Consider the following 19,951-nt stretch of genomic DNA (forward strand, 5'->3'; position numbering starts at 1 on the left):
CTCCCCCAGGTTGTCACAACAACCTCCCCTCCTGATCCTAACCGCAGCGCGGGCCCGGCACCAAGCGCCGCCGACCGGCGGTCGGCGCTAGCGGCCGCGGCGCCAGACCCGCAGGCGGTTGTTGGCCGGCATCGCCACGTCCTCGAGCAGCACCAGGCCCACCCCGGCCGCCAGCGCATCCACCGCCTCGGCGTCGCGGATGCCCGAGGCCGGATCCCGCGCCTTCAGCCACGCATCGAACTGGCGGTTGCTGTCGCTGCTGAAGGCGCCGTGGTGATTGAAGGGCCCGTAGACCGCCAGCACGGCGTCATCGGCCATGACCGCGGGCAGGCCGGCGAACAGTGTCTGGACGTGCGCCCAACTCATGATGTGCAGGGTGTTGGCGCTGAACACCGCATCGAAGGCCAGCGGCACGGCCGGCAGCGGGCCGAGCCCGGGCGCGGGCGACAGCACCGCCTGCAGCGGCCATGGGGCCGGCGTGTTGGGCAGGCCGGCCGACTGCAGCCGCGCCGCGATGCCGGGCAGATGATCCGGATGGTCGCTGGCCTGCCACTGCAGGTGCGGCAGTGCGCCGGCGAAGTATTCGGCATGCTGGCCTGTGCCGCTGCCGATCTCCAGCACCCGGCGGCGGTCGGCGAAGTGGCGCTGCAGCACCGCCAGGATCGGCGCGCGGTTGCGCTCGCAGGCCTCGGACCAGCGTATCTGGCTCATCGGGATGTCACACCGGCAGGGAATCGATCTCCATCCAACCATGACCGCAGTCACTTGTGCCACTGTGCGATGGCACCGAAAGTCGAAGACTTGTCCAACGCCGGCCGCCTCCGTGCCGTCGGCCGTCCTTGGGGGATGTGAGCTGTGCAACGTCGTGAGTTCCTAGCGCTGTCTGGAATGGGCCTGGCTGGCCTGGTACTGCCGCACGGCCGGCTGATCGCCGCCGAGCAGCTGCTCGAACCGGGCGATGTCGGCCGGCGCAAGGCACTGGCCGAGGCCGCGCTCGCCGCCGCCAAGCGGGCCGGCGCCAGCTACTGCGACGTGCGCATCGGGCGTTACCTCAACCAGGCGATCATCACCCGCGAGAGCAACGTCCAGAACGTCACCAACAGCGAATCCTCGGGCATCGGCATCCGGGTGATCGTCAACGGTGCCTGGGGCTTCGCGGCCACGCACCAGCAGACGCCGGCCGCGGTGCTGGCCACGGTGGAGCAGGCCGCGGCGATCGCCCGCGCCAACGCCGGCATCCAGACCCGCCCGGTGCAGCTGGCCCCGGTCACTGGGGTGGGTGATGTGAGCTGGAAGACGCCGATCCGCACGAACGCGATGGCGGTGCCGATCAAGGACAAGGTCGACATGCTGCTGTCGCTGAACGCGGCCGCGCTCAATGCCGGTGCCGACTTCATCAACTCCACGCTGTTCCTGGTCAACGAGCAGAAGTTCTTCGCCTCCAGCGACGGCTCCTTCATCGACCAGGACGTGCACCGCATCTGGCTGCCGTTCACCGCCACCGCGATCGACAAGGCCAGCGGCAAGTTCCGCACCCGCGCCGGGCTGTCCTCGCCGATGGGCATGGGCTACGAGTTCCTGGATGGCGACGCGCGCGGCAAGATCGCGCTGCCGGGCGGCGTGGTCGCCTACCGCGATTCCTACGACCCGGTCGAAGATGCCATCGCCGCGGCCCGCCAGGCCCGCGAAAAACTCAAGGCGCCGTCGGTCAAGCCGGGCAAGTACGACCTGGTGCTGGACCCGTCCAACCTGTTCCTGACCATCCACGAGAACGTCGGCCATCCGCTGGAGCTGGACCGCGTGCTCGGCTACGAAGCCAACTACGCCGGCACCAGCTTCGCCACGCTGGACAAGCGTGATGCGGGCTTCCGCTGGGGCAGCGACATCGTCAACTTCTTCGCCGACAAGACCGCGCCGGGCAGCCTGGGTGCGGTGGGCTATGACGATGAAGGCGTCAAGACCAAGCGCTGGGACCTGGTCAAGGACGGCATCCTGGTCAACTACCAGGCCACCCGCGATGAGGTGCACATTCTGGGCGAGAAGGAATCGCACGGCTGCAGCTACGCCGATTCGTGGTCCAGCGTGCAGTTCCAGCGCATGGCCAACGTCTCGCTGGCGCCGGGCAGGACCCCGCTGAGCGTGGCCGACATGATCAAGAACGTGGAGAACGGCATCTACATCCACGGCCGTGGCTCCTACTCGATCGACCAGCAGCGCTTCAACGCGCAGTTCGGCGGCCAGCTGTACTACCAGATCAAGAACGGTGAGATCACCGGCATGGTCGAGGATGCCGCCTACCAGATCCGCACGCCGGAGTTCTGGAATGCCTGCAGCGCGATCTGCGACGAGCGCGATTTCCGCTTCGGCGGCTCGTTCTTCGATGGCAAGGGCCAGCCGGGCCAGGTCTCGGCGGTCTCGCACGGCTCGTCGACCACGCGCTTCGATGGCATCAACATCATCAACACCGCACGCAGCCTGGGATGAGCCTGTCCCCGCTCCGTGCCGAATGTCACTACCGCGGCGCCCGCATGGCCGCAAGAATCGGCTGTGCCGCCGCGGCGGTCGCCCTGATGTCGCTGTTTCCCTGCCACCCCCACACCGACGTGGAGAGCTGCCTTGCAAAGACGTGACTTCCTCGCCCTGACCGGGCTTACCGCTGGCGGACTGATCGTGCCGTCGTTCTTCGGCAAGGTCATTGCCGCCGAACAGCTGCAGAGCGCGCTCGATCCGGCCCTGAAGAAGCGCCTGGCCGATGCCGCGCTGGCCGCCGCCCGCCAGGCCGGCGCAACCTACTGCGACGTGCGCATCGGCCGTTACCTGCGCCAGTACGTGATCACCCGCGAGGACAAGGTCCAGAACGTGGTGAACACCGAATCGACCGGCGTGGGCATCCGCGTGATCGTCAACGGGGCCTGGGGCTTTGCCGCCACCAACCAGCTCGGCACCACCGATGTGGCACGTGCCGCGCAGCAGGCCGCCGCGATCGCCAAGGCCAACGCCGGCGTGCAGACCGCCCCGGTGCAGCTGGCGGCCGCACCCGGCGTGGGCGAAGTGTCCTGGCGCACGCCGATCCGCAAGAACGCGATGGACGTGCCGATCAAGGAGAAGGTCGAGCTGCTGCTGGACGTCAATGCAGGCGCGATGGGCGCCGGCGCCAGCTTCGTCAACTCGATGCTGTTCCTGGTCAACGAGCAGAAGTACTTCGCGTCCACCGATGGCTCCTACATCGACCAGGACGTGCACCGCATCTGGGCGCCGATGACGGTCACCGCCATCGACAAGAGCACCGGCAAGTTCCGCACCCGTTCGGGGCTGTCCTCGCCGATGGGCCTGGGCTACGAATACCTCGATGGCGTCGGCACCGGCAAGGCGGTCTCGCCCAACGGCGTGGTCAACTACCGCAACTCCTACGACATGAAGGCCGATGCGATCGCCGCGGCCAAGCAGGCGCAGGAGAAGCTCAAGGCACCGTCGGTGAAGCCGGGCAAGTACGACCTGATCCTGGATCCGTCGCATACCTGGCTGACCATCCACGAGTCGGTCGGCCACCCGCTGGAACTGGACCGCGTGCTCGGCTACGAAGCCAACTACGCCGGCACCAGCTTCGCCACGCTGGACAAGCGCGAGCAGCATTTCCAGTACGGCAGCGACAAGGTCAACATCTTCGCCGACAAGACCCAGCCGGGCAGCCTCGGCGCGGTCGGTTACGACGATGAAGGCGTCAAGACCAAGCGCTGGGACCTGATCAGTGAAGGCAAGCTGGTCGATTACCAGACCATCCGCGACCAGGCCCACATCCTGGGCAAGACCGAGTCCGACGGCTGCTGCTACGCCGATTCGTGGTCCAGCGTGCAGTTCCAGCGCATGGCCAACGTGTCCCTGGCGCCGGGCAAGACCAAGCTGAGCGTGGCCGACATGGTCAAGGACGTCGAGAACGGCATCTACATCATCGGCGACGGCTCGTTCTCCATCGATCAGCAGCGCTACAACGCGCAGTTCGGTGGCCAGCTGTTCTATGAAATCAAGAACGGCCAGATCACCCGCATGCTCGAGGACGTGGCCTACCAGATCCGCACGCCGGAGTTCTGGAACGCCTGCACCGCCGTGGCCGATGAAAGCGACTACCGCCTGGGCGGTTCGTTCTTCGACGGCAAGGGCCAGCCCGGCCAGGTCTCGGCGGTCTCGCACGGTTCGTCCACCGCGCGCTTCAACGGCATCAACGTCATCAACACCGCGCGCAGCCTCGGCTGACCGGTCAGGAGCCCCAATCCATGAGTATCTTCACCGAAGCCCAGGCCAAGGCCATCCTCGACAAGGTCATCGCGCTCTCCAAGGCCGATGAGTGCACCGCCGTGCTGGCCGGCTCGATCGACGGCAACATCCGTTTCGCACTGAACAACGTCTCCACCAGCGGCATCGTCGACAACACCGAACTGGCCGTCACGGTCGCCTTCGGCAAGCGGGTCGGCACCGCCTCGATCAACGAGTTCGACGACGCCGCGCTGGAACGCGTGGTGCGCCGCGCCGAGGATCTGGCCCGCCTGGCCCCGGAAAACCCGGAATTCCTGCCGGCGATCGGCAAGCAGACTTACCGGTCCAGCCCGACCTTCAGCGAATCCACCGCGGCGATCGACCCGGCGTTCCGCGCCAAGGTCGCCGCCGATTCGATCGCGCCGTGCCGTGGCAACGGCCTGATCGCGGCCGGCTTCCTCGAAGACGGCCAGAGCTTCCAGGCCACCGCCAACAGCAACGGCAACTTCGGTTACCAGCGCGGCACGAACTTCGATTACACCTGCACGGTGCGCACCGAAGACGGCCGCGGTTCGGGCTGGGTCGGCCGCAACCTCAAGGAGGCCGCTGATTTCAAGGCCGGCCAGGACATCCGCATCGCCATGCGCAAGGCCACCGAATCGGCCGAAGCCAAGGCGCTGGAGCCGGGCAAGTACACGGTGATCCTGGAGCCGGCCGCCGCGGCGGGCCTGATCAGCTTCATGATGAACTTCTTCGATGCGCGCTCGGCCGATGAAGGCCGCAGCTTCCTGTCCAAGAAGGGCGGCGGCAACAAGCTCGGCGAACAGGTCTACGACCCGCGCGTGAACATGGTGGCCGACCCGTGGCACCCCGAGGCCGCCGTGCTGCCGTGGGACAGCGAAGGCCAGCCGCGCGAGAAGCTGGACATCATCAAGAACGGCAAGATCGCCAACCTCAACTACTCGCGCTTCTGGGCGCAGAAGCAGGGCAAGACCGCCAACGCGCGGCCGGGCAACCTGCTGATGGCCGGTGGCGACAAGAGCACCGCCGAGCTGGTGCGTGGTACCCAGAAGGGCATCCTGGTCACCCGCACCTGGTACATCCGCATGGTCGATCCGCAGACCGTGCTGCTGACCGGCCTGACCCGCGATGGCACCTTCTACATCGAGAATGGCCAGATCAAGCATCCGGTGAAGAACTTCCGCTTCAACGAATCGCCGGTGATCATGCTCAACAACATCGAAGAACTGGGCAAGCCGGTGCGTGTGGCCGGTGACGAATCCAGCCTGGTGATGATGATCCCGCCGATGAAACTGCGCGATTTCACCTTCACCTCGTTGTCCGACGCGGTCTGATGCACGGTCGTGACGGCCGCTGGCCGTCTCTCCGTCTGGCCGGTTGCCCCCGGGAACGTGCGTGGCGATGAACCGCGCACAGTTCCTGCGCCTGATGCTGGGCAGTGCCGCCTTCGCGGCATTGCCCGCGCCGGCACGTGCCCAGGCCGGGCGCTATGACTTCTGGTTCACCCGCCTCAAGTACGACTCCGGCGACTGGGACGTGGATGCGCGCATGCCGTCCAACGTGATCACCTCGCTGATCGATTACACCTCCCTGCGCGTGGACCCGACCGAGCACGTGATCGCCCTGTCCGATCCGCGCATGCTGGAGGCGCCGTTCTGCTATCTGGCCGGGCACAAGCTGGTCGAGTTCAATGCCGCCGAGCGGCAGAACTTCGTGCGTTACGTGCGTAACGGCGGCTTCGTGTTCGTCGATGACTGCAACCACGACATCGACGGTCTGTTCGCGAAGTCCTTCGAAGCACAGATGGCCAAGCTGTTCGGGCCCAAGGCGCTCAACAAGCTGCCGAACAACCACGCGCTGTACCGCAGCTTCTTCCGCTTTCCCGAGGGCCCGCCCGCCACGGGGTTCGAGCTCAATGGCTGGGGCGACGACCTGGTCCACGATTACCTCAAGGGCATCGAGATCGATGGCCGGCTCGGCGTGCTCTACAGCAACAAGGATTACGGCTGCGAGTGGGACTACGACTGGCGCAACAAGCGTTTCCTGGCCGAAGACAACACCCGCTTCGCGGTCAACATCATCATGTATGCGTTGAACAGTTAGGTTCCTTCCTGCATTCCAGCCACGCATGGCGTGGCTCTACACCGATCTCTGCGAGTGCCTTATGACGACCGACAGCCTTGATGTCCTCCTGCCCCGACTGGATCAACTGCGCAGCGCGCTGGGCCAGGCCGTGGTCGGCCAGCACGCCGTGGTCGAGCAGCTGCTGATCGGCCTGCTGGCCGGCGGCCACTGCCTGCTGGAAGGGGCACCGGGCCTGGGCAAGACCCTGCTGGTGCGCTCGCTCGGCCAGGCGCTGGAGCTGCAGTTCCGGCGCGTGCAGTTCACCCCGGACCTGATGCCCAGCGACATCCTTGGCACCGAGCTGCTGGAAGAAGACCACGGCACCGGCCACCGTCATTTCCGCTTCCAGAAGGGTCCGATCTTCACCCACCTGCTGCTGGCCGACGAGCTCAACCGCACGCCGCCCAAGACCCAGGCCGCGCTGCTGGAAGCGATGCAGGAGCGTACCGTCAGCTACGCCGGCACCACCTATGCGCTGCCCGCGCCGTTCTTCGTGCTGGCCACGCAGAACCCGATCGAACAGGCCGGCACCTACCCGCTGCCCGAAGCGCAGCTGGACCGTTTCCTGCTGCACGTGCGGGTGGACTACCCCACCGAGCAGGAAGAGCGCGACATCCTGCTGCAGACCACCGGCAGCGCCACGGGCAGCGTGCCCAAGGTGATGCACGCCGAAGACGTGCTGGCCCTGCAGGCGGCCGTGCGCCAGGTGCACATCAGCGAGGACGTGCTGACCTGGATCACCCGCCTGGTGCGTGCCAGCCGACCCGGCAGCGATGCGCCGGCGGCGGTGAACCAATGGATCAAGTGGGGTGCCGGCCCGCGTGCCGGACAGTCGCTGGTACTGGCGGCCAAGGCACGTGCACTGCTGCAGGGCCGTTTCGCCGCAACCCGCGAGGATGTGCAGGCCCTGGCGGCCCCGGTGATGCGCCATCGCCTGCTGTTGTCCTTCGCCGCCGAGGCCGAGCAGAAGAGCGCCGACGACGTGGTCGCCGCGCTGCTGCAGGCCGTGCCGTTCCCGGGTTGATCCACACGCCGTGAGCCGCAACGCACCGATCGCGATCCCCGCCGATGTCCGCAGCCGCCTGAGGGCACTGCGGCTGCTGCCGCGCCGTGCGCGGGGTGCACACGGGATCGGCCAGCACGCCAGCCGCAGTCGTGGCGCCGGGCTGGAGTTTGCGCAGTACCGCGCCTATGAGCCCGGCGATGAGCTGCGGCAGATCGACTGGAAGCTCTACGCGCGCTCGGACCGCTTCTTCGTCCGCGAATCCGAGCGCGAAAGCCCGATCACGCTTTGGGTACTGCTTGATGCCACCGCCTCGGCGGGCCAGAGCGATCGCGCGCGACCGGACTGGTCGCGGCTGGACCACGCCTGCGCCACCGCCGCCTGCCTGGTCGAACTGGCCCTGCAGCAGAGCGACCGCTTCGGCGTGATCGTCCTGACCGGCGAAGGCGTGCACCTGGTGCCGGCCGGCCATGGCCCACGCCAGCGCGACCGCGTGCATCTGCTGCTGCGCCGGGTGCAGGCCAGCGGCAGGTGGCCGCCGGTCACGGCACTGGCACCGATCTGGGAGCGCGTGCAGGCCGGCGACCTGCTGGTCGCGCTGGGCGACGGTTTCGACGAGGCCGGCATCGTGCTGCTGGAGCGGCTCGCCGCTGCGCGCCGCGAGGTGCTGCACCTGCAGCTGCTGACCGCCGAAGAGCGCGATTTCCCGTTCACCGACGGCCACCGCTTCCGCGATCCGGAGACCGGCGAAGAACTGCTGGGCGACGGCCGCGCCATCCGCGCGGATTACCTGGCCCGCTTCGACACGGCGCAGCGCGCATTGCAGGCACGCCTGCAGAGCAGTGGCATCGTGCATGCCACCGGTTATCTCGACCAGCCGCTGGATCAACCGCTGCGTGTGCTGCTCGGTGCCGGGGGCGGCGCATGAGCCTGCTGTATCCACTTGGCTTGCTGGCACTGGCTGCCTGGCTGGTGCCGCTGCTGATCCACCTTGCACGCCGGCATCAGTACGCGCCGCTCGACTTCGCCGCCCTGCGCTGGCTGCGGGCCCGGATCCGGCCGCGCCAGAAAATCCGTTTCGACGAGTGGCCGCTGCTGCTGGTGCGACTGCTGCTGCTCGCCGCACTGGCCCTGCTGCTGGCACGCCCGTTGTTGCACGACGCTGCGGCCGACACCCACCCGGTCACGGTGGTCGCCCCGGGGCTGGACGGCACTGCCCTGCGCGGGCGGGACGCCACGGGGGACTGGCGCTGGCTGGCCCCGGGTTTCCCGGCACTGGCCGATGCTGTCCCCGCATCCCCCTCACCGCTGGCCAGCCTGCTGCGCGAGCTGGACCAGACCCTGCCCGCCGGTACGCCACTGACCGTCTACATGCCCGACCCGATGCCCGGGCTGGATGGCGAGCGTCCGCGCCTGTCACGCGCCGTGACCTGGCGGCCGGTGCCCCTGGCACCCGCCATCACACGCGCGGCGACGCTGCCTGAGGTGCAGGTCGGCGCCGGCATCGCCGACGCCGAGCAGCGGGTGCTGGCAGCGATCCAGCGCGCCTGGTCGAATCAACCGCTGTCGCCCGCCCGCGCCGCGGCCACCGCCCCGGACGATGGCCAGCTCGGCGTGTGGCTTGCCGCTGGACCGTTGCCCACCGCCTGGCAGGGGTGGGTGCAACGGGGCGGCAGTGTGCTGGTCGCGCCCGGTGCTGCGGGGTCCGGCTGGACGCCGGCCCTGCGCGATGCACAGGGCGCGGTGGTGCTGGAACAACGGCAGGAAGGCAGCGGTCGTCTGCTGCGCTTCAGCGCAGCGCTGTCGCCGACGGAGCTGCCGGCGTTGCGCGATCCCGGCTTCCCCCGCCAGTTGCTGGCGGTCATCGCGGCACCGGCCGCACCCACCCTCGCACCTGCGGCCACACAGGCACCGTTGCGTGGCGCTGCCGCACCGCTCCCCGCACCACGTGAGCTTGCGCCGTGGCTGCTCGCGCTGATCGTGCTGCTGTTCGCGCTCGAACGGGTGATGGCCACCTCGCCGCGCCGCGGAGCAGGCGCATGAACCCCATCATCCAGCGCGGCTGGCAGCGCGCGCGCCGGCGGCAGTGGTGGATCACCGCCGTACTCGCGGTACCGATCGCGCTGGCACTGAGTGCCGTTGCATGGCGGATCGCGGGCTTCGATGCGTTCACCGTGATCCTGCTGCTGACGTTGCTGGTCGGCGTCGGTCTGGCCACCTGGCGCGCACGCCGGCTCGATCGCCAGTGGCTGGTTCGCCGCCTGGATGAACACCCGATCGCACAGGACAGTGCCGACCTGCTGTTCGCGACCCCCGACATGTTGAACCCGTTGCAGCGGCGCCAGCGCGCGCATGTCGAGGCGGCACTGCAGTCGCGCCTGCCCGAGCTGCGACCCCGCTGGCCGTGGCGCTGGGTACTGGCGTCGGCGGTGATGTCAGTGCTGGCCATGGCCCTGGCCTTCGGCTGGCCGCGCGGCCCGAGCGCAGCGCCGCTGTTCCCCGGCGCGACCGCACCGCCGGCCACACCGGCGCAACCGCCGCAGCTGCGTTCGACGCGGCTGGAGATCACCGCCCCGGCCTACACCGGGCAGGCGGTGCGCGTGCAGAACGCGCTGGATGGCAAGGTCGCGCAGGACAGCCGCCTGCACTGGTCGCTGCGCTTCTCCGCGCAGCCGCACACCGCCGCCCTGCAGTTCCACGATGGCCAGCGCATCGCGCTGCAGCGCGAGGGCGACCTCTGGACCGCACGGTGGACCGCGACCCGCCCGGTGCTGTACCGCGTGGTGACCGAGCCCGCCCTGCGCGACACCCGTCTGTACCGGCTGGATGTGGTGCCGGATCGCCCCCCGGTGGTGCGCGTGATCGCCCCGGACCGCAGCCTCGTGCTGGGCACGCCCGGCCAGCGCCAGTGGCCGCTGCAGTTCGAGGCCACCGATGACCATGGTGTGGTCGCCACCGCGCAGTTGAAGGTCACGTTGGCCCAGGGCAGCGGTGAGAACATCACCTTCCGCGAGCAGACCTTCACCCTGTCCGGCACCGGGCCGGCGACGCAGCGGCGCTTCGCGCGCACGCTCGATCTCGGCGCGCTGGGCGCCACCGAAGGCAACGATGTGATCGCGCAGCTGACCGTGCGCGACACCCACGCGCCCACCGCGCAGAGCGCACAGAGCAGCAGCGTCATCCTGCGCCTGCCCAGCGCCGCCGAGATCCAGGGCACCGACATGGAGGGCATGGTCAAGAAGACCCTGCCAGCGTACTTCCGCAGCCAGCGCCAGATCATCATCGACGCCGAGGCGCTGATCAAACAGCGCCGCCAGCTGCCGGCCGAGGAGTTCGTCAAACGCGCCGATGCGATCGGCGTGGACCAGCGCATCCTGCGCCTGCGCTATGGCCAGTTCCTCGGTGAGGAAAGCGAGGGCGGGGCCAAGCCGCCACCGACCAGCGACAGCCTGCCCACCAGCGACACGCCGGCGACCCCGCATGACGATGATCATGATCACCATGGCGAGCCTGCACAGGCACAGGCCGGCCACGATGATCACGACCATGGCGCACAAACCGACGGCACCGCACCCGTGTTTGGCAGCGCCACCGATGTGCTCTCCGAGTACGGCCATACCCATGACCACGCCGAGGCCGCCACCCTGCTCGATCCCAAGACGCGCGCCACGCTGAAGGCGGCGCTCGACCAGATGTGGTCGTCGGAAGGCGAACTCCGCCAGGGCCAGCCCGAGCGCGCCCTGCCCTACGCCTACAAGGCGCTGGGTTTCATCAAGGAAGTGCAGCAGGCCGAGCGCATCTATCTGGCGCGGGTCGGTCCGGAGCTGCCGCCGATCGATGAAGGCCGGCGCATGACCGGCGATCGCGCCGAGCTGGCCAGCAGGGCATTGCCGCTGCGTGCGCTGGAAGCCCCCGACCAGGCCATCGTGCAGGTCTGGCAGCAGCTGGCCGATCCCGGCAGCGCGCCCGATCTGGACGCGCTGACCCAGTGGCTGCGGCGCAATGAAGCGCGGCTGCCGGATCCATTGAGCCTGGCCGCCGCCATCGAAACACTGCGCATCACCCCGGACTGCGCCGACTGCCATCAGGCCCTGCGCGCGCAGCTGTGGCGTGCCCTGCTGCGGCCGCTGCCGCAGGTGCCTCGTCGCAACGCACCCGATGCCATGGGCCAGCGCTACCTGGATGCCCTGGAGGCCACCCCATGAGCGAACCGCGCTGGATCCTGATCGCGCTGCTGGCCGTGCTGCTGCTGGCCAGCGCACGTCTGTGCTGGCAGCAGTGGCGAGGGCCGGTGCGGTCGCGCGGCGTGTTCGTTGGCCTGCTGCTGTTGCAGATCGCGGTCACCGCGCTGCTCTATCTGACCCTGCTGCCGCCGATGCAGCGCGCGGCCGGGGGTCAGCTCACCGTGCTGACCGCGGCGGCCGATCAGGTGCGCTGGTCGGCCGCGCCCGGCGAGACCGTGGTCGCGCTGCCGGAGGCGCCAACGGCGGCCGAGGCCCTGCGTGCACCCGACCTGGCGACCGCGCTGCGCCAGCATCCGGGTACCACCTCGCTTCGGCTGATCGGCGATGGCCTGACGGCCCGCGATCGCGATGTGGCGCTGCCGCGCGGCGTGCGTCTCGCATCGCCCGGCGCACCGCAGGGCTGGATGTCACTGCAGCCGCCGCCGGTCACCGCGCCCGGTGCGGTGTTCACCGTCGGCGCGCGTGCGCAGGGCGTGCCGGACGCGCGCGCCGAGCTGGTGGATCCGGCCGGCCTGGTCGTCGACCGTGCCACGCCCGGCGCCGATGGCAGCGTGCACCTTGACGGTGTGGCACGCGTCCCCGGGCAGAGTGTGTTCCGCCTGCGCCTGCTGGATGCCCGCCAGCATGTGGTCGATACCCTGGCCGTACCCGTGGACACCGTCGCCGCGGCCACGCCGCGCCTGCTGATCCTGGCCGGTGCGCCAGGCCCGGAGCTCAAGTACCTGCGCCGCTGGGCCACCGATGCCGGCCTGCGCGTGCAGGCGCAGGCCAATGCGGGCGGTGGGGTATCGCTTGGCGATGCGCCGATCACGCTCGCTGCGGACAGGTTGGCCGAAACCGATGTCGTGGTGCTGGATGAGCGCAGCCTGGCTGCACTGTCGGCCACGCAGCGCAGCACGCTGCAACAGGCCATCCGCAATGGGCTCGGCATCCTGGTCCGTACCAGCGGCCCGCTTGGCGATGGCGCCCGTCAGGTGCTGCGCAGCTGGGGACTGCCCGTCACCGGCGGCAACCAGGCCGCGCCCCTGTCACTGCCCGCGGATGCCGACGCCGCCCTGCTGCAGGCGCGCCGTGGCCCACAGCGGCCCGCGTCGGACAGCACCGCCTACGTCGAGGAAGCAGACACCGCCTCGCACCAAGCCGCGCTGCCGGTGTTGGAGCGGTTGGCCGTGCAGACCGCCGGCGCGACGCCGCTGCTGCACGATGACAAGGGCACGTCGGTCGGCGGCTATCGCGCCCTCGGACGCGGACGCGTCGCGCTGCTGCCGGTCACCGACAGTTATCGGCTGGTGCTGGCCGGTCGCGACGATCGCCATGCCGAGCTGTGGAGCAGCGTGCTGGCCAGCATCGCGCGCGCGCTTCCCGCCGCGGAGGCCCCACGCATCGACGCCATCACCCCCTGGGCCGGTGAGCGCATGGCCCTGTGCCACCTGCAGGCGACCGCGCAGGTGCGTGCACCGGATGGTGCGTTCATTCCACTGCGGATCGATCCGGCCAGCGGTGCGGAGCACTGTGCCGGCTATTGGCCAGCGCAGGCCGGCTGGCATCAACTGCAGCAGGGCGAGAACCGCCACACGTTCTACGTGTTCGATCCGGCCACCGCGCGACCGCTGCATCGGCAGCAGCTGCGGGAGGCAACGGCACAGCGTCTGGCTGGCGGCACCGCAGCCGCATCGGTGGGCCTGGTCGAAACGCCGGGCGCACGCTGGCCGTGGCTGTTGGCCTTCGTGCTGGCGGCAGGGTTGCTGTGGTGGCTGGAGCGGCGGCGGGTGGCGGCGGCTGTCTGACCGCTGCGCGCGATGTCGCATCTGGCCGCTCGTGATTGTCGCTTCCAGCACCCAAGGTGTAGCTGATCGCGACTAATGCGCTCTTCAAGCGGTGATCACGACACATACGCTTGCCGTTCCCCTGGCCACCCCACAGTCTGCGCGGTTTCCTGTTCCCCGGTGCGTGCCCGTGTCAGTTCCTCTCTTGGTGATCATGGTCGCCGCGTTCGTACTGGGACCCGGTCGCTACCTGTGGATGCGTGCGTCCAGCCGCAACGCGCTTTTGCACCTTCGCGCCCAGCCTGACCATCGTTCGCTCGAGGCTGACGAACAGGCGGCACTGTCACCGGTGCAGGCCTCGCTGGGTCAATCCGTAGAAGGAGGCGTAAAACGGCTCTCCGGTGCCTACCGCCAGGCCCACCTCTGGTTCCGCGGCGGGATGGCGGCGCACGACCTGATCGAAGGCGTGGAGGTCGTGTTGCCGTTCGATGCGCGGGACCACCTTGGCGCACATAACGACATGGAGGTGGTGATTTGTGGCGAAAGCGTCATCGTCGTACGCGTGAATGCCTTCCACCTGCCGGAGGGATACGCACGCGCCCTTCAAGAGCAGGCTGACCTGCTCGGGGATGTAGGCACGGTACCAACCGTCCTGCCTTTTCCTTCCCCCGCGCAGGTGCTCCTGGAGCGGAATGAGACTACCGAGGAAGTTGCGCTTCGCCGCAGCTGGGCGACGCTATGGCCGTGCCTCGCGGCGGGTATGTCGGCCTGCCTGGTCTGGTGGATCGCCACGTTCGACATCGGCCGCATGAGCTGGGTGGGTCTGGCTGCCGGCCTGGTTCTGCTCGCCGTAGCGGTGGCCTTGATCCGGCGCCCCGCCGCGAAGGGCGCCACGCCGGGCCGGGTGCAGCGGGTCCGTGGCGTCTTCCACGTGCTGACACTGCCCAACCCCGGGAACGCCGCAGTTGCCGAGACCCATCTGCTGATCGGCAGTGATCGACGCCTGGACCTGCCCTTCGAATGGCGCAACTCGAAGAGGCTGGTGTCGGGCCAATGGCTTGAAGCAGAGATTTGCCTGGTCGACGGCAAGACCTTGTCGATTGGCTGCGACTGGTCGCGGGTCGATGAGCAACGGCGCTTTCCAGTCACGGGCTGGGCCCGCCTTGCTGTTCTCTTCGGTGCCGCGATGCTGGCGATGGTCTGGGCGTTGCTGAGCGGGCATGGCCCACTGGACGACGTCCGGCGCGCCGCGTGGTTGTTTTCGGGCAGCGAATCGCGCGATGACGTCGTCCCCGCGACATTGGTGAACCGCGCCCCTGAACCGGGTGATCATCTCCACGTTCGCGCCCACGGCTATTGCGTGTTGACCGGCCATGAAGGCGATATGGAGGCAGTGCCGCACAGCGACTGCAGCCGGTTGCGCTGGGACGCCACACCCATGGACGTCCCACAGATAAGGCTGCCTCCTGCAATTGGCGCTTTGGAGGTCGGCCCGCGGCTTGACACCCACGCGGATCCGTACCGCTCGGTCCCGGAGCGTCAACAAGCAAACGACCCCGTCGCACGGATCATCAGCACCGTGCTGATACCCCGTTGGCTGATGGTCGAAGGGTTGTCCCCGTTGGTCGAGCTTGTCGATCGTGCATGCACCGAAGGGCTGCCGGACTGCGACGCTGTGTACAACGCGCTGCTGGACATGCCTTGGGCCTTTGTTCCCGCCGGGACCGGGAGCGATGCAACCCTGGCGTGGTCGGACCTGGTCCGCCTGACCGCGAGCGGCGCACGTGACACGCCCCTGCGGGTGGAAGAGCGCGAGCTGGAGCTGCTGCGCGGACTGATTCAAGGCCGGGTGGACCAGTACGTGCAGGCACAGTTGAAGGCGCTGGTGCCTGCGCTGCAGGAGGCACGGCTTCCAGGCGTGGTGCTCGTGCGCGGTACTTCGGCGTACGACGCGCTGCGCGCCCGTGAATCGGCACATGAACGCTGGGAACGGACGCGAATGGAACTATCCCGGCCACGTACCGTCGTGCTATCCGGACAGATCATCGAGCGCGTTGACGACGGGCGAAACCTGTACCTGACCATCGACCCTGCCGTGCCGTCCAACCTGGGCATCGCCGGGCTGATCCATACGGTGTGGTGGATCCTGGCCTTGCTGCTGGTCTGCTGGCACGGTCGGTGGTTGATTCTCCGCACCTCGCCGGCGCTGGAGCGTTCCGCAGCGCTCGCCGAGGACATTGCCAGTCGCCGCCCGCCCGGCGGGTGGGAGCGGGAATGAACGGTGGTGAGAGGCCAGGCCCTGCTGGGCGCGTTCAACGCTACGGCAGTGGCGTCGGGCACCCACCCTGCTGCGCACACACCTCCATGGCGCGACGCTGTTCTTCCTCGGTGAGTTCCGGCGGAGGGCGGGCGGTCGCGGACTGGATCTGCGCGGGCCCGCCAGTGAGCTTGCTCACGCCCTGCGCCGCCTTGGCCAATCCCTGGTTGATGCCCATCATCAGATAACCGCCACTCATGCTGACCTGCTCGGGCGACGGCGGCTCGCTCCAGGTGCGGCTGAAGCGATTGGGCTGCACCTGCACCGGATTCTTGAAGCGGTACAGATCCAGCGGTTCGTCGTCGGGCTTGAGCGCACGCACCTCGCCCAGCGTGGTGACCTCCCCCTGCGCTGTCGCGGGCGGTGGCTCCACCGGCTCGGGTGCGGCGGCCTGCTGGGCCTGTGCGGCGGCACCCAGCAGCAGGCCGGCCAGCAGCGCGGCGCCTTGATGTCCACGTAATGCCACAGCGACTCCATCCGTGTTTGGTTGCGGGCTGATCTCAAGGATACGGAGGCCGGTGTCAGATTTCGTTGATGGCAGCTGTCCAGGCGACGCCGGCATGCACTGAACCATTCACCCGCGCGCACCCCGATGTCTCAGACGTTGAGACGCGGTCATGTTTCCATGGCGTCCTTTGCAGACCGTTGTGACCATGGCTTACGAACTCGCCAAGCGCACTGAAGACGCCGAGCGCCGCCTCGCCACCACCGATGGGCTGCCCTCGCGCGATGGCGCGCTGCTGACCGCGCGCCTGCAGCGCCGCTACAACGACCGCATCACCGGCAGCTTCACGATTCCGGCCCGCGAGGGCCAGTACGCGCCGATCCCGGCCGATGTGCCCGACGCCCTGGTCCAGGCGCTGAAGGCGCGTGGCATCGAGCAGCTCTACAGCCACCAGGCGCAGGCCTGGGAGGCCAGCCAGCGCGGCGAGCACGTGGCGATCGTGACCCCGACCGCCAGCGGCAAGTCGCTGTGCTACACCCTGCCGGTGGTCAGCGCGGCGATGCAGGGCAAGGCCAAGGCGCTGTACCTGTTCCCGACCAAGGCGCTGGCCCAGGACCAGGTCGCCGAGCTGCTGGAACTCAACCGCGCCGGCGATCTGGGCGTGAAAGCCTTCACCTTCGATGGGGATACGCCGGGCGATGCGCGCCAGGCGATCCGCCTGCACGGCGACATCGTGGTCTCCAACCCGGACATGCTGCACCAGGCGATCCTGCCGCATCACACCAAGTGGGCGCAGTTCTTCGAGAACCTGCGCTACGTGGTCATCGATGAAGTGCACACCTACCGCGGCGTGTTCGGCAGCCACGTCACCAACGTGCTGCGCCGGCTCAAGCGGATCTGCGCGTTCTATGGCGCGGAACCGCAGTTCATCCTGTGCTCGGCGACCATCGGCAACCCGCAGGCGCATGCCGAGGCGCTGATCGAAGCGCCGGTGACGGCGATCACCGAGTCCGGCGCGCCCAGCGGGCCGAAGCATGTATTGCTGTGGAACCCGCCGGTGGTCAACGCCGATCTCGGCCTGCGCGCTTCGGCGCGTTCGCAGAGCAACCGCATCGCCCGCATCGCGATCAAATCCGGGCTGAAGACCCTGATCTTCGCGCAGAGCCGGCTGATGGTCGAAGTGCTGACCAAGTACCTCAAGGACATCTTCGACCACGACCCGCGCAAGCCGGCGCGCATCCGTGCCTACCGGGGCGGCTACCTCCCCACCGAGCGCCGTGAGACCGAACGCGCCATGCGCGCGGGGCAGATCGACGGCATCGTCAGCACCTCGGCGCTGGAGCTGGGCGTGGATATCGGCAGCCTGGACGTGGTCATCCTCAACGGCTACCCGGGCAGCGTCGCCGCGACCTGGCAGCGCTTCGGCCGTGCGGGTCGCCGCCAGCAGCCCGCGCTGGGCGTGATGGTGGCCAGCTCGCAGCCGCTGGACCAGTACGTGGTGCGGCATCCGGACTTCTTCGCCGAGGCGTCGCCCGAGCATGCGCGCATCGCGCCGGACCAGCCGCTGATCCTGTTCGACCACATCCGCTGCGCCGCCTTCGAGCTGCCGTTCCTGGCCGGCGATCCGTTCGGCCCGATCGATCCGCTGGTGTTCCTGGAAGCCCTGGCCGAAACCGAGGTCGTACATCGCGAAGGCGACCGCTGGGAGTGGATCGCCGACAGCTACCCGGCCAATGCGGTCAGCCTGCGCTCGGTCGCCGATGGCAACTTCGTGGTGGTGGACCGCAGCGACGGCAAGCAGCAGATCATCGCCGAGGTGGATTATTCCGCCGCCGCGCTGACGCTGTACGAAGGCGCCATCCACATGGTGCAGTCCACGCCCTACCAGGTGGAGCGGCTGGACTGGGAAGGCCGCAAGGCCTATGTCACCCGCACGCATGTGGACTACTACACCGACAGCATCGACTTCACCAAGCTCAAGGTGCTGGACCGTTTCGATGGCTGCATCGCCGGGCGCGGCGATTCCCACCATGGCGAGGTGCACGTGGTGCGCCGCGTGGCCGGCTACAAGAAGATCCGCTACTACACCCACGAAAACATCGGCTACGGCCCGGTCAACCTGCCCGACCAGGAGCTGCACACCACGGCGGTGTGGTGGCAGTTGCCGCAGGCGCTGCTGCTGACCGCGTTCGACAGCAAGCAGGAAGCGCTGGATGGTTTCCTCGGCGCCGCCTACGCGCTGCATATCGTCGCCACCGTCGCGGTGATGGCCGATGCGCGCGATCTGCAGAAGGCGGTCGGCAATGGTGACGGTACGTGGTTCGCGGTGGCCGACCAGAGCGGCCGCGGGCAGCTGCGCGGCGCCGAGTTCGACGCCAGCGCGATCGAGCTGCAGCAGCAGTTCGTGCCCACGGTCTATCTGTACGACAACTTCCCCGGCGGCGTGGGCCTGAGCGAGCCGCTGTGGGTGCGCCAGGCCGAGCTGCTGCTGCGCGCGCGTGAACTGGTGCAGGGCTGCGACTGCAAGGCCGGCTGCCCGGCCTGCGTCGGCCCGGTGCTGGCCGGCCAGGAAGACGATGCCACCACGCCGAAGGCGCTGGCGTTGAAGGTACTGGACCTGTTCGACAGTGCCGCGCTGCCGTCCGCGGCCGAACGTGAGCGCCAGCATGCCGAAGTGGTCGCCCCGTGAGCCTGAGCCTGGACAAGCTGCGCCTGCTGCGCCGGCAGGCCGGTGATGCGACGGCGGCGGCGCCTGAAAACCCGGTAGGTGCCGACCGTTGGTCGGCACATCCCACCGAACCCGCAGCCCCGCTTCCGGCCGCCGCCAACGACGCGCGTGCGCGCACGCCTGCGCCTGCCTCCGTTTTCGGCTGGGTCGAGCAGGAGATCCGCCACAAACCGACCGGCGCCGCCGCACGCGAGACCGCACCGGCGGTTCCCGCTGTTCCTGTCCCCGCACCCGCGCTGCGCAGACCCGAGATCGGTGGCCTGCGCCGCCTGCTTGGCCTGCGCGATCGTGGCATCAGCACCGCCAAGCCGCGCGAGAACGCCGCGGATCGCCACGTGCCGGGCGAGGAAATCGCGCCGGGGCTGTTCCTGATCGAATCGTTCGTCGCGCAGGCGATCCCCACCGAACCGCTGTCGCTGGCCTTCGCCAAACGCGAGGGCGAGCAGGTGCAGCCGCGGGATCTGTTGTTCTTCGACACCGAGACCACCGGCCTGGCCGGCGGCACCGGTACACGCGCCTTCATGATCGGCGCGGCGGACTGGCACATCCATCCCGAACGTGGCGACGGCCTGCGCATCCGCCAGCTGCTGATGACGACGATGGCCGCGGAAGCCGCGATGCTGCGCGAGTTCGCCGGCTGGCTGCAGCCGGGCACGGTGTTCTCCAGCTACAACGGGCGCTGCTACGACGCCCCGCTGCTGAAGACGCGCTATCGCCTGGCGCGGCAGCGCTGCCCGATCACGCCGCTGGATCACGTCGACCTGCTGTTCCCGACCCGCCGCCGCTATCGCGGCACCTGGGAGAACTGCCGGCTGGCCACGATCGAGCGCCAGCTCCTGCAGATCGTGCGCGAAGACGATCTGCCCGGCTCCGAAGCCCCTGCGGCGTGGCTGAATTACCTCCGGGGCGGCAGCGCGGTGAACCTGCGCCGGGTGGCCGAGCACAACCACCAGGACGTGGTGACCTTGGCGCTGCTGATGCGGCGGCTGGTGGCCGAGGAGCAGCGCGACCGGGAGACGTTGGCTTTGTCCTCGCCGTCCCCCTGAGGGAAA

At 68.8% G+C, this 19,951-nt stretch carries 14 protein-coding genes; 12 read left to right on the forward strand and 2 right to left on the reverse strand.

The annotated features are described in order from the left end of the window. Positions 1-87: 87 nt before the first annotated feature. The gene (locus HH110_RS14220) at positions 88-711 is read right to left on the reverse strand and encodes a DUF938 domain-containing protein (protein ID WP_176990262.1); all 624 of its coding nucleotides are present in this window, start codon (positions 709-711) and stop codon (positions 88-90) included. A 144-nt stretch (positions 712-855) separates the two neighbouring features. On the opposite strand from HH110_RS14220, the gene HH110_RS14225 reads away from it, so the two are divergent. From HH110_RS14225 to HH110_RS14270, 10 genes are all read left to right on the forward strand, one after another. Beyond that, the gene (locus HH110_RS14225) at positions 856-2,484 is read left to right on the forward strand and encodes a metallopeptidase TldD-related protein (protein ID WP_176990263.1); all 1,629 of its coding nucleotides are present in this window, start codon (positions 856-858) and stop codon (positions 2,482-2,484) included. 132 nt (positions 2,485-2,616) lie between these two features. Further along, positions 2,617-4,251, forward strand: a complete 1,635-nt coding sequence (locus HH110_RS14230) for a TldD/PmbA family protein (protein ID WP_176990264.1) — start codon at positions 2,617-2,619, stop codon at positions 4,249-4,251. A gap of 20 nt (positions 4,252-4,271) precedes the next feature. Then, positions 4,272-5,606, forward strand: coding sequence for a TldD/PmbA family protein (locus HH110_RS14235; RefSeq protein WP_176990265.1), 1,335 nt, complete (start codon positions 4,272-4,274; stop codon positions 5,604-5,606). 67 nt (positions 5,607-5,673) lie between these two features. Then, positions 5,674-6,375 (forward strand): DUF4159 domain-containing protein, encoded by a 702-nt coding sequence (locus HH110_RS14240; RefSeq protein ID WP_176990266.1) that lies wholly within the window; start codon positions 5,674-5,676, stop codon positions 6,373-6,375. Between the two features lie 61 nt (positions 6,376-6,436). After that, positions 6,437-7,420: a MoxR family ATPase gene (locus HH110_RS14245; protein ID WP_176990267.1), complete on the forward strand. Its 984-nt coding sequence runs from the start codon at positions 6,437-6,439 to the stop codon at positions 7,418-7,420. A gap of 10 nt (positions 7,421-7,430) precedes the next feature. Further along, on the forward strand, positions 7,431-8,327 hold the full coding sequence (locus tag HH110_RS14250) for a DUF58 domain-containing protein (RefSeq protein WP_176990268.1): 897 nt from the start codon (positions 7,431-7,433) through the stop codon (positions 8,325-8,327). After that, positions 8,324-9,442 carry a BatA domain-containing protein gene (locus tag HH110_RS14255; protein ID WP_176990269.1) on the forward strand — a complete coding sequence of 373 codons (1,119 nt, stop codon included), beginning with the start codon at positions 8,324-8,326 and terminating at the stop codon, positions 9,440-9,442. Before HH110_RS14250 ends, HH110_RS14255 begins: the two co-directional genes overlap by 4 nt. Then, positions 9,439-11,604, forward strand: a complete 2,166-nt coding sequence (locus HH110_RS14260) for a hypothetical protein (RefSeq protein WP_176990270.1) — start codon at positions 9,439-9,441, stop codon at positions 11,602-11,604. Before HH110_RS14255 ends, HH110_RS14260 begins: the two co-directional genes overlap by 4 nt. Continuing rightward, entirely contained in the window at positions 11,601-13,430 is a 1,830-nt protein-coding gene (locus HH110_RS14265) for a hypothetical protein (RefSeq protein WP_176990271.1), read from the forward strand. Before HH110_RS14260 ends, HH110_RS14265 begins: the two co-directional genes overlap by 4 nt. Before the next feature lie 193 nt (positions 13,431-13,623). Continuing rightward, positions 13,624-15,687, forward strand: a complete 2,064-nt coding sequence (locus tag HH110_RS14270) for an IgaA/UmoB family intracellular growth attenuator (protein WP_176990272.1) — start codon at positions 13,624-13,626, stop codon at positions 15,685-15,687. Positions 15,688-15,727: 40 nt separating this feature from the next. On the opposite strand, the gene HH110_RS14275 is transcribed toward HH110_RS14270, so the two are convergent. Beyond that, positions 15,728-16,192 carry a hypothetical protein gene (locus HH110_RS14275; protein ID WP_342589246.1) on the reverse strand — a complete coding sequence of 155 codons (465 nt, stop codon included), beginning with the start codon at positions 16,190-16,192 and terminating at the stop codon, positions 15,728-15,730. A 187-nt stretch (positions 16,193-16,379) separates the two neighbouring features. On the opposite strand from HH110_RS14275, the gene HH110_RS14280 reads away from it, so the two are divergent. Together HH110_RS14280 and HH110_RS14285 are read left to right on the forward strand one after the other, a co-directional pair. Next, positions 16,380-18,860 carry a DEAD/DEAH box helicase gene (locus tag HH110_RS14280; RefSeq protein ID WP_176990273.1) on the forward strand — a complete coding sequence of 827 codons (2,481 nt, stop codon included), beginning with the start codon at positions 16,380-16,382 and terminating at the stop codon, positions 18,858-18,860. Continuing rightward, positions 18,857-19,945, forward strand: a complete 1,089-nt coding sequence (locus HH110_RS14285; protein WP_176990274.1) for a ribonuclease H-like domain-containing protein — start codon at positions 18,857-18,859, stop codon at positions 19,943-19,945. Before HH110_RS14280 ends, HH110_RS14285 begins: the two co-directional genes overlap by 4 nt. The last annotated feature ends 6 nt before the right edge of the window (positions 19,946-19,951 follow it).

This window comes from Stenotrophomonas sp. SAM-B, from assembly GCF_013387485.1.
GTDB lineage: Bacteria > Pseudomonadota > Gammaproteobacteria > Xanthomonadales > Xanthomonadaceae > Stenotrophomonas > Stenotrophomonas maltophilia_AA.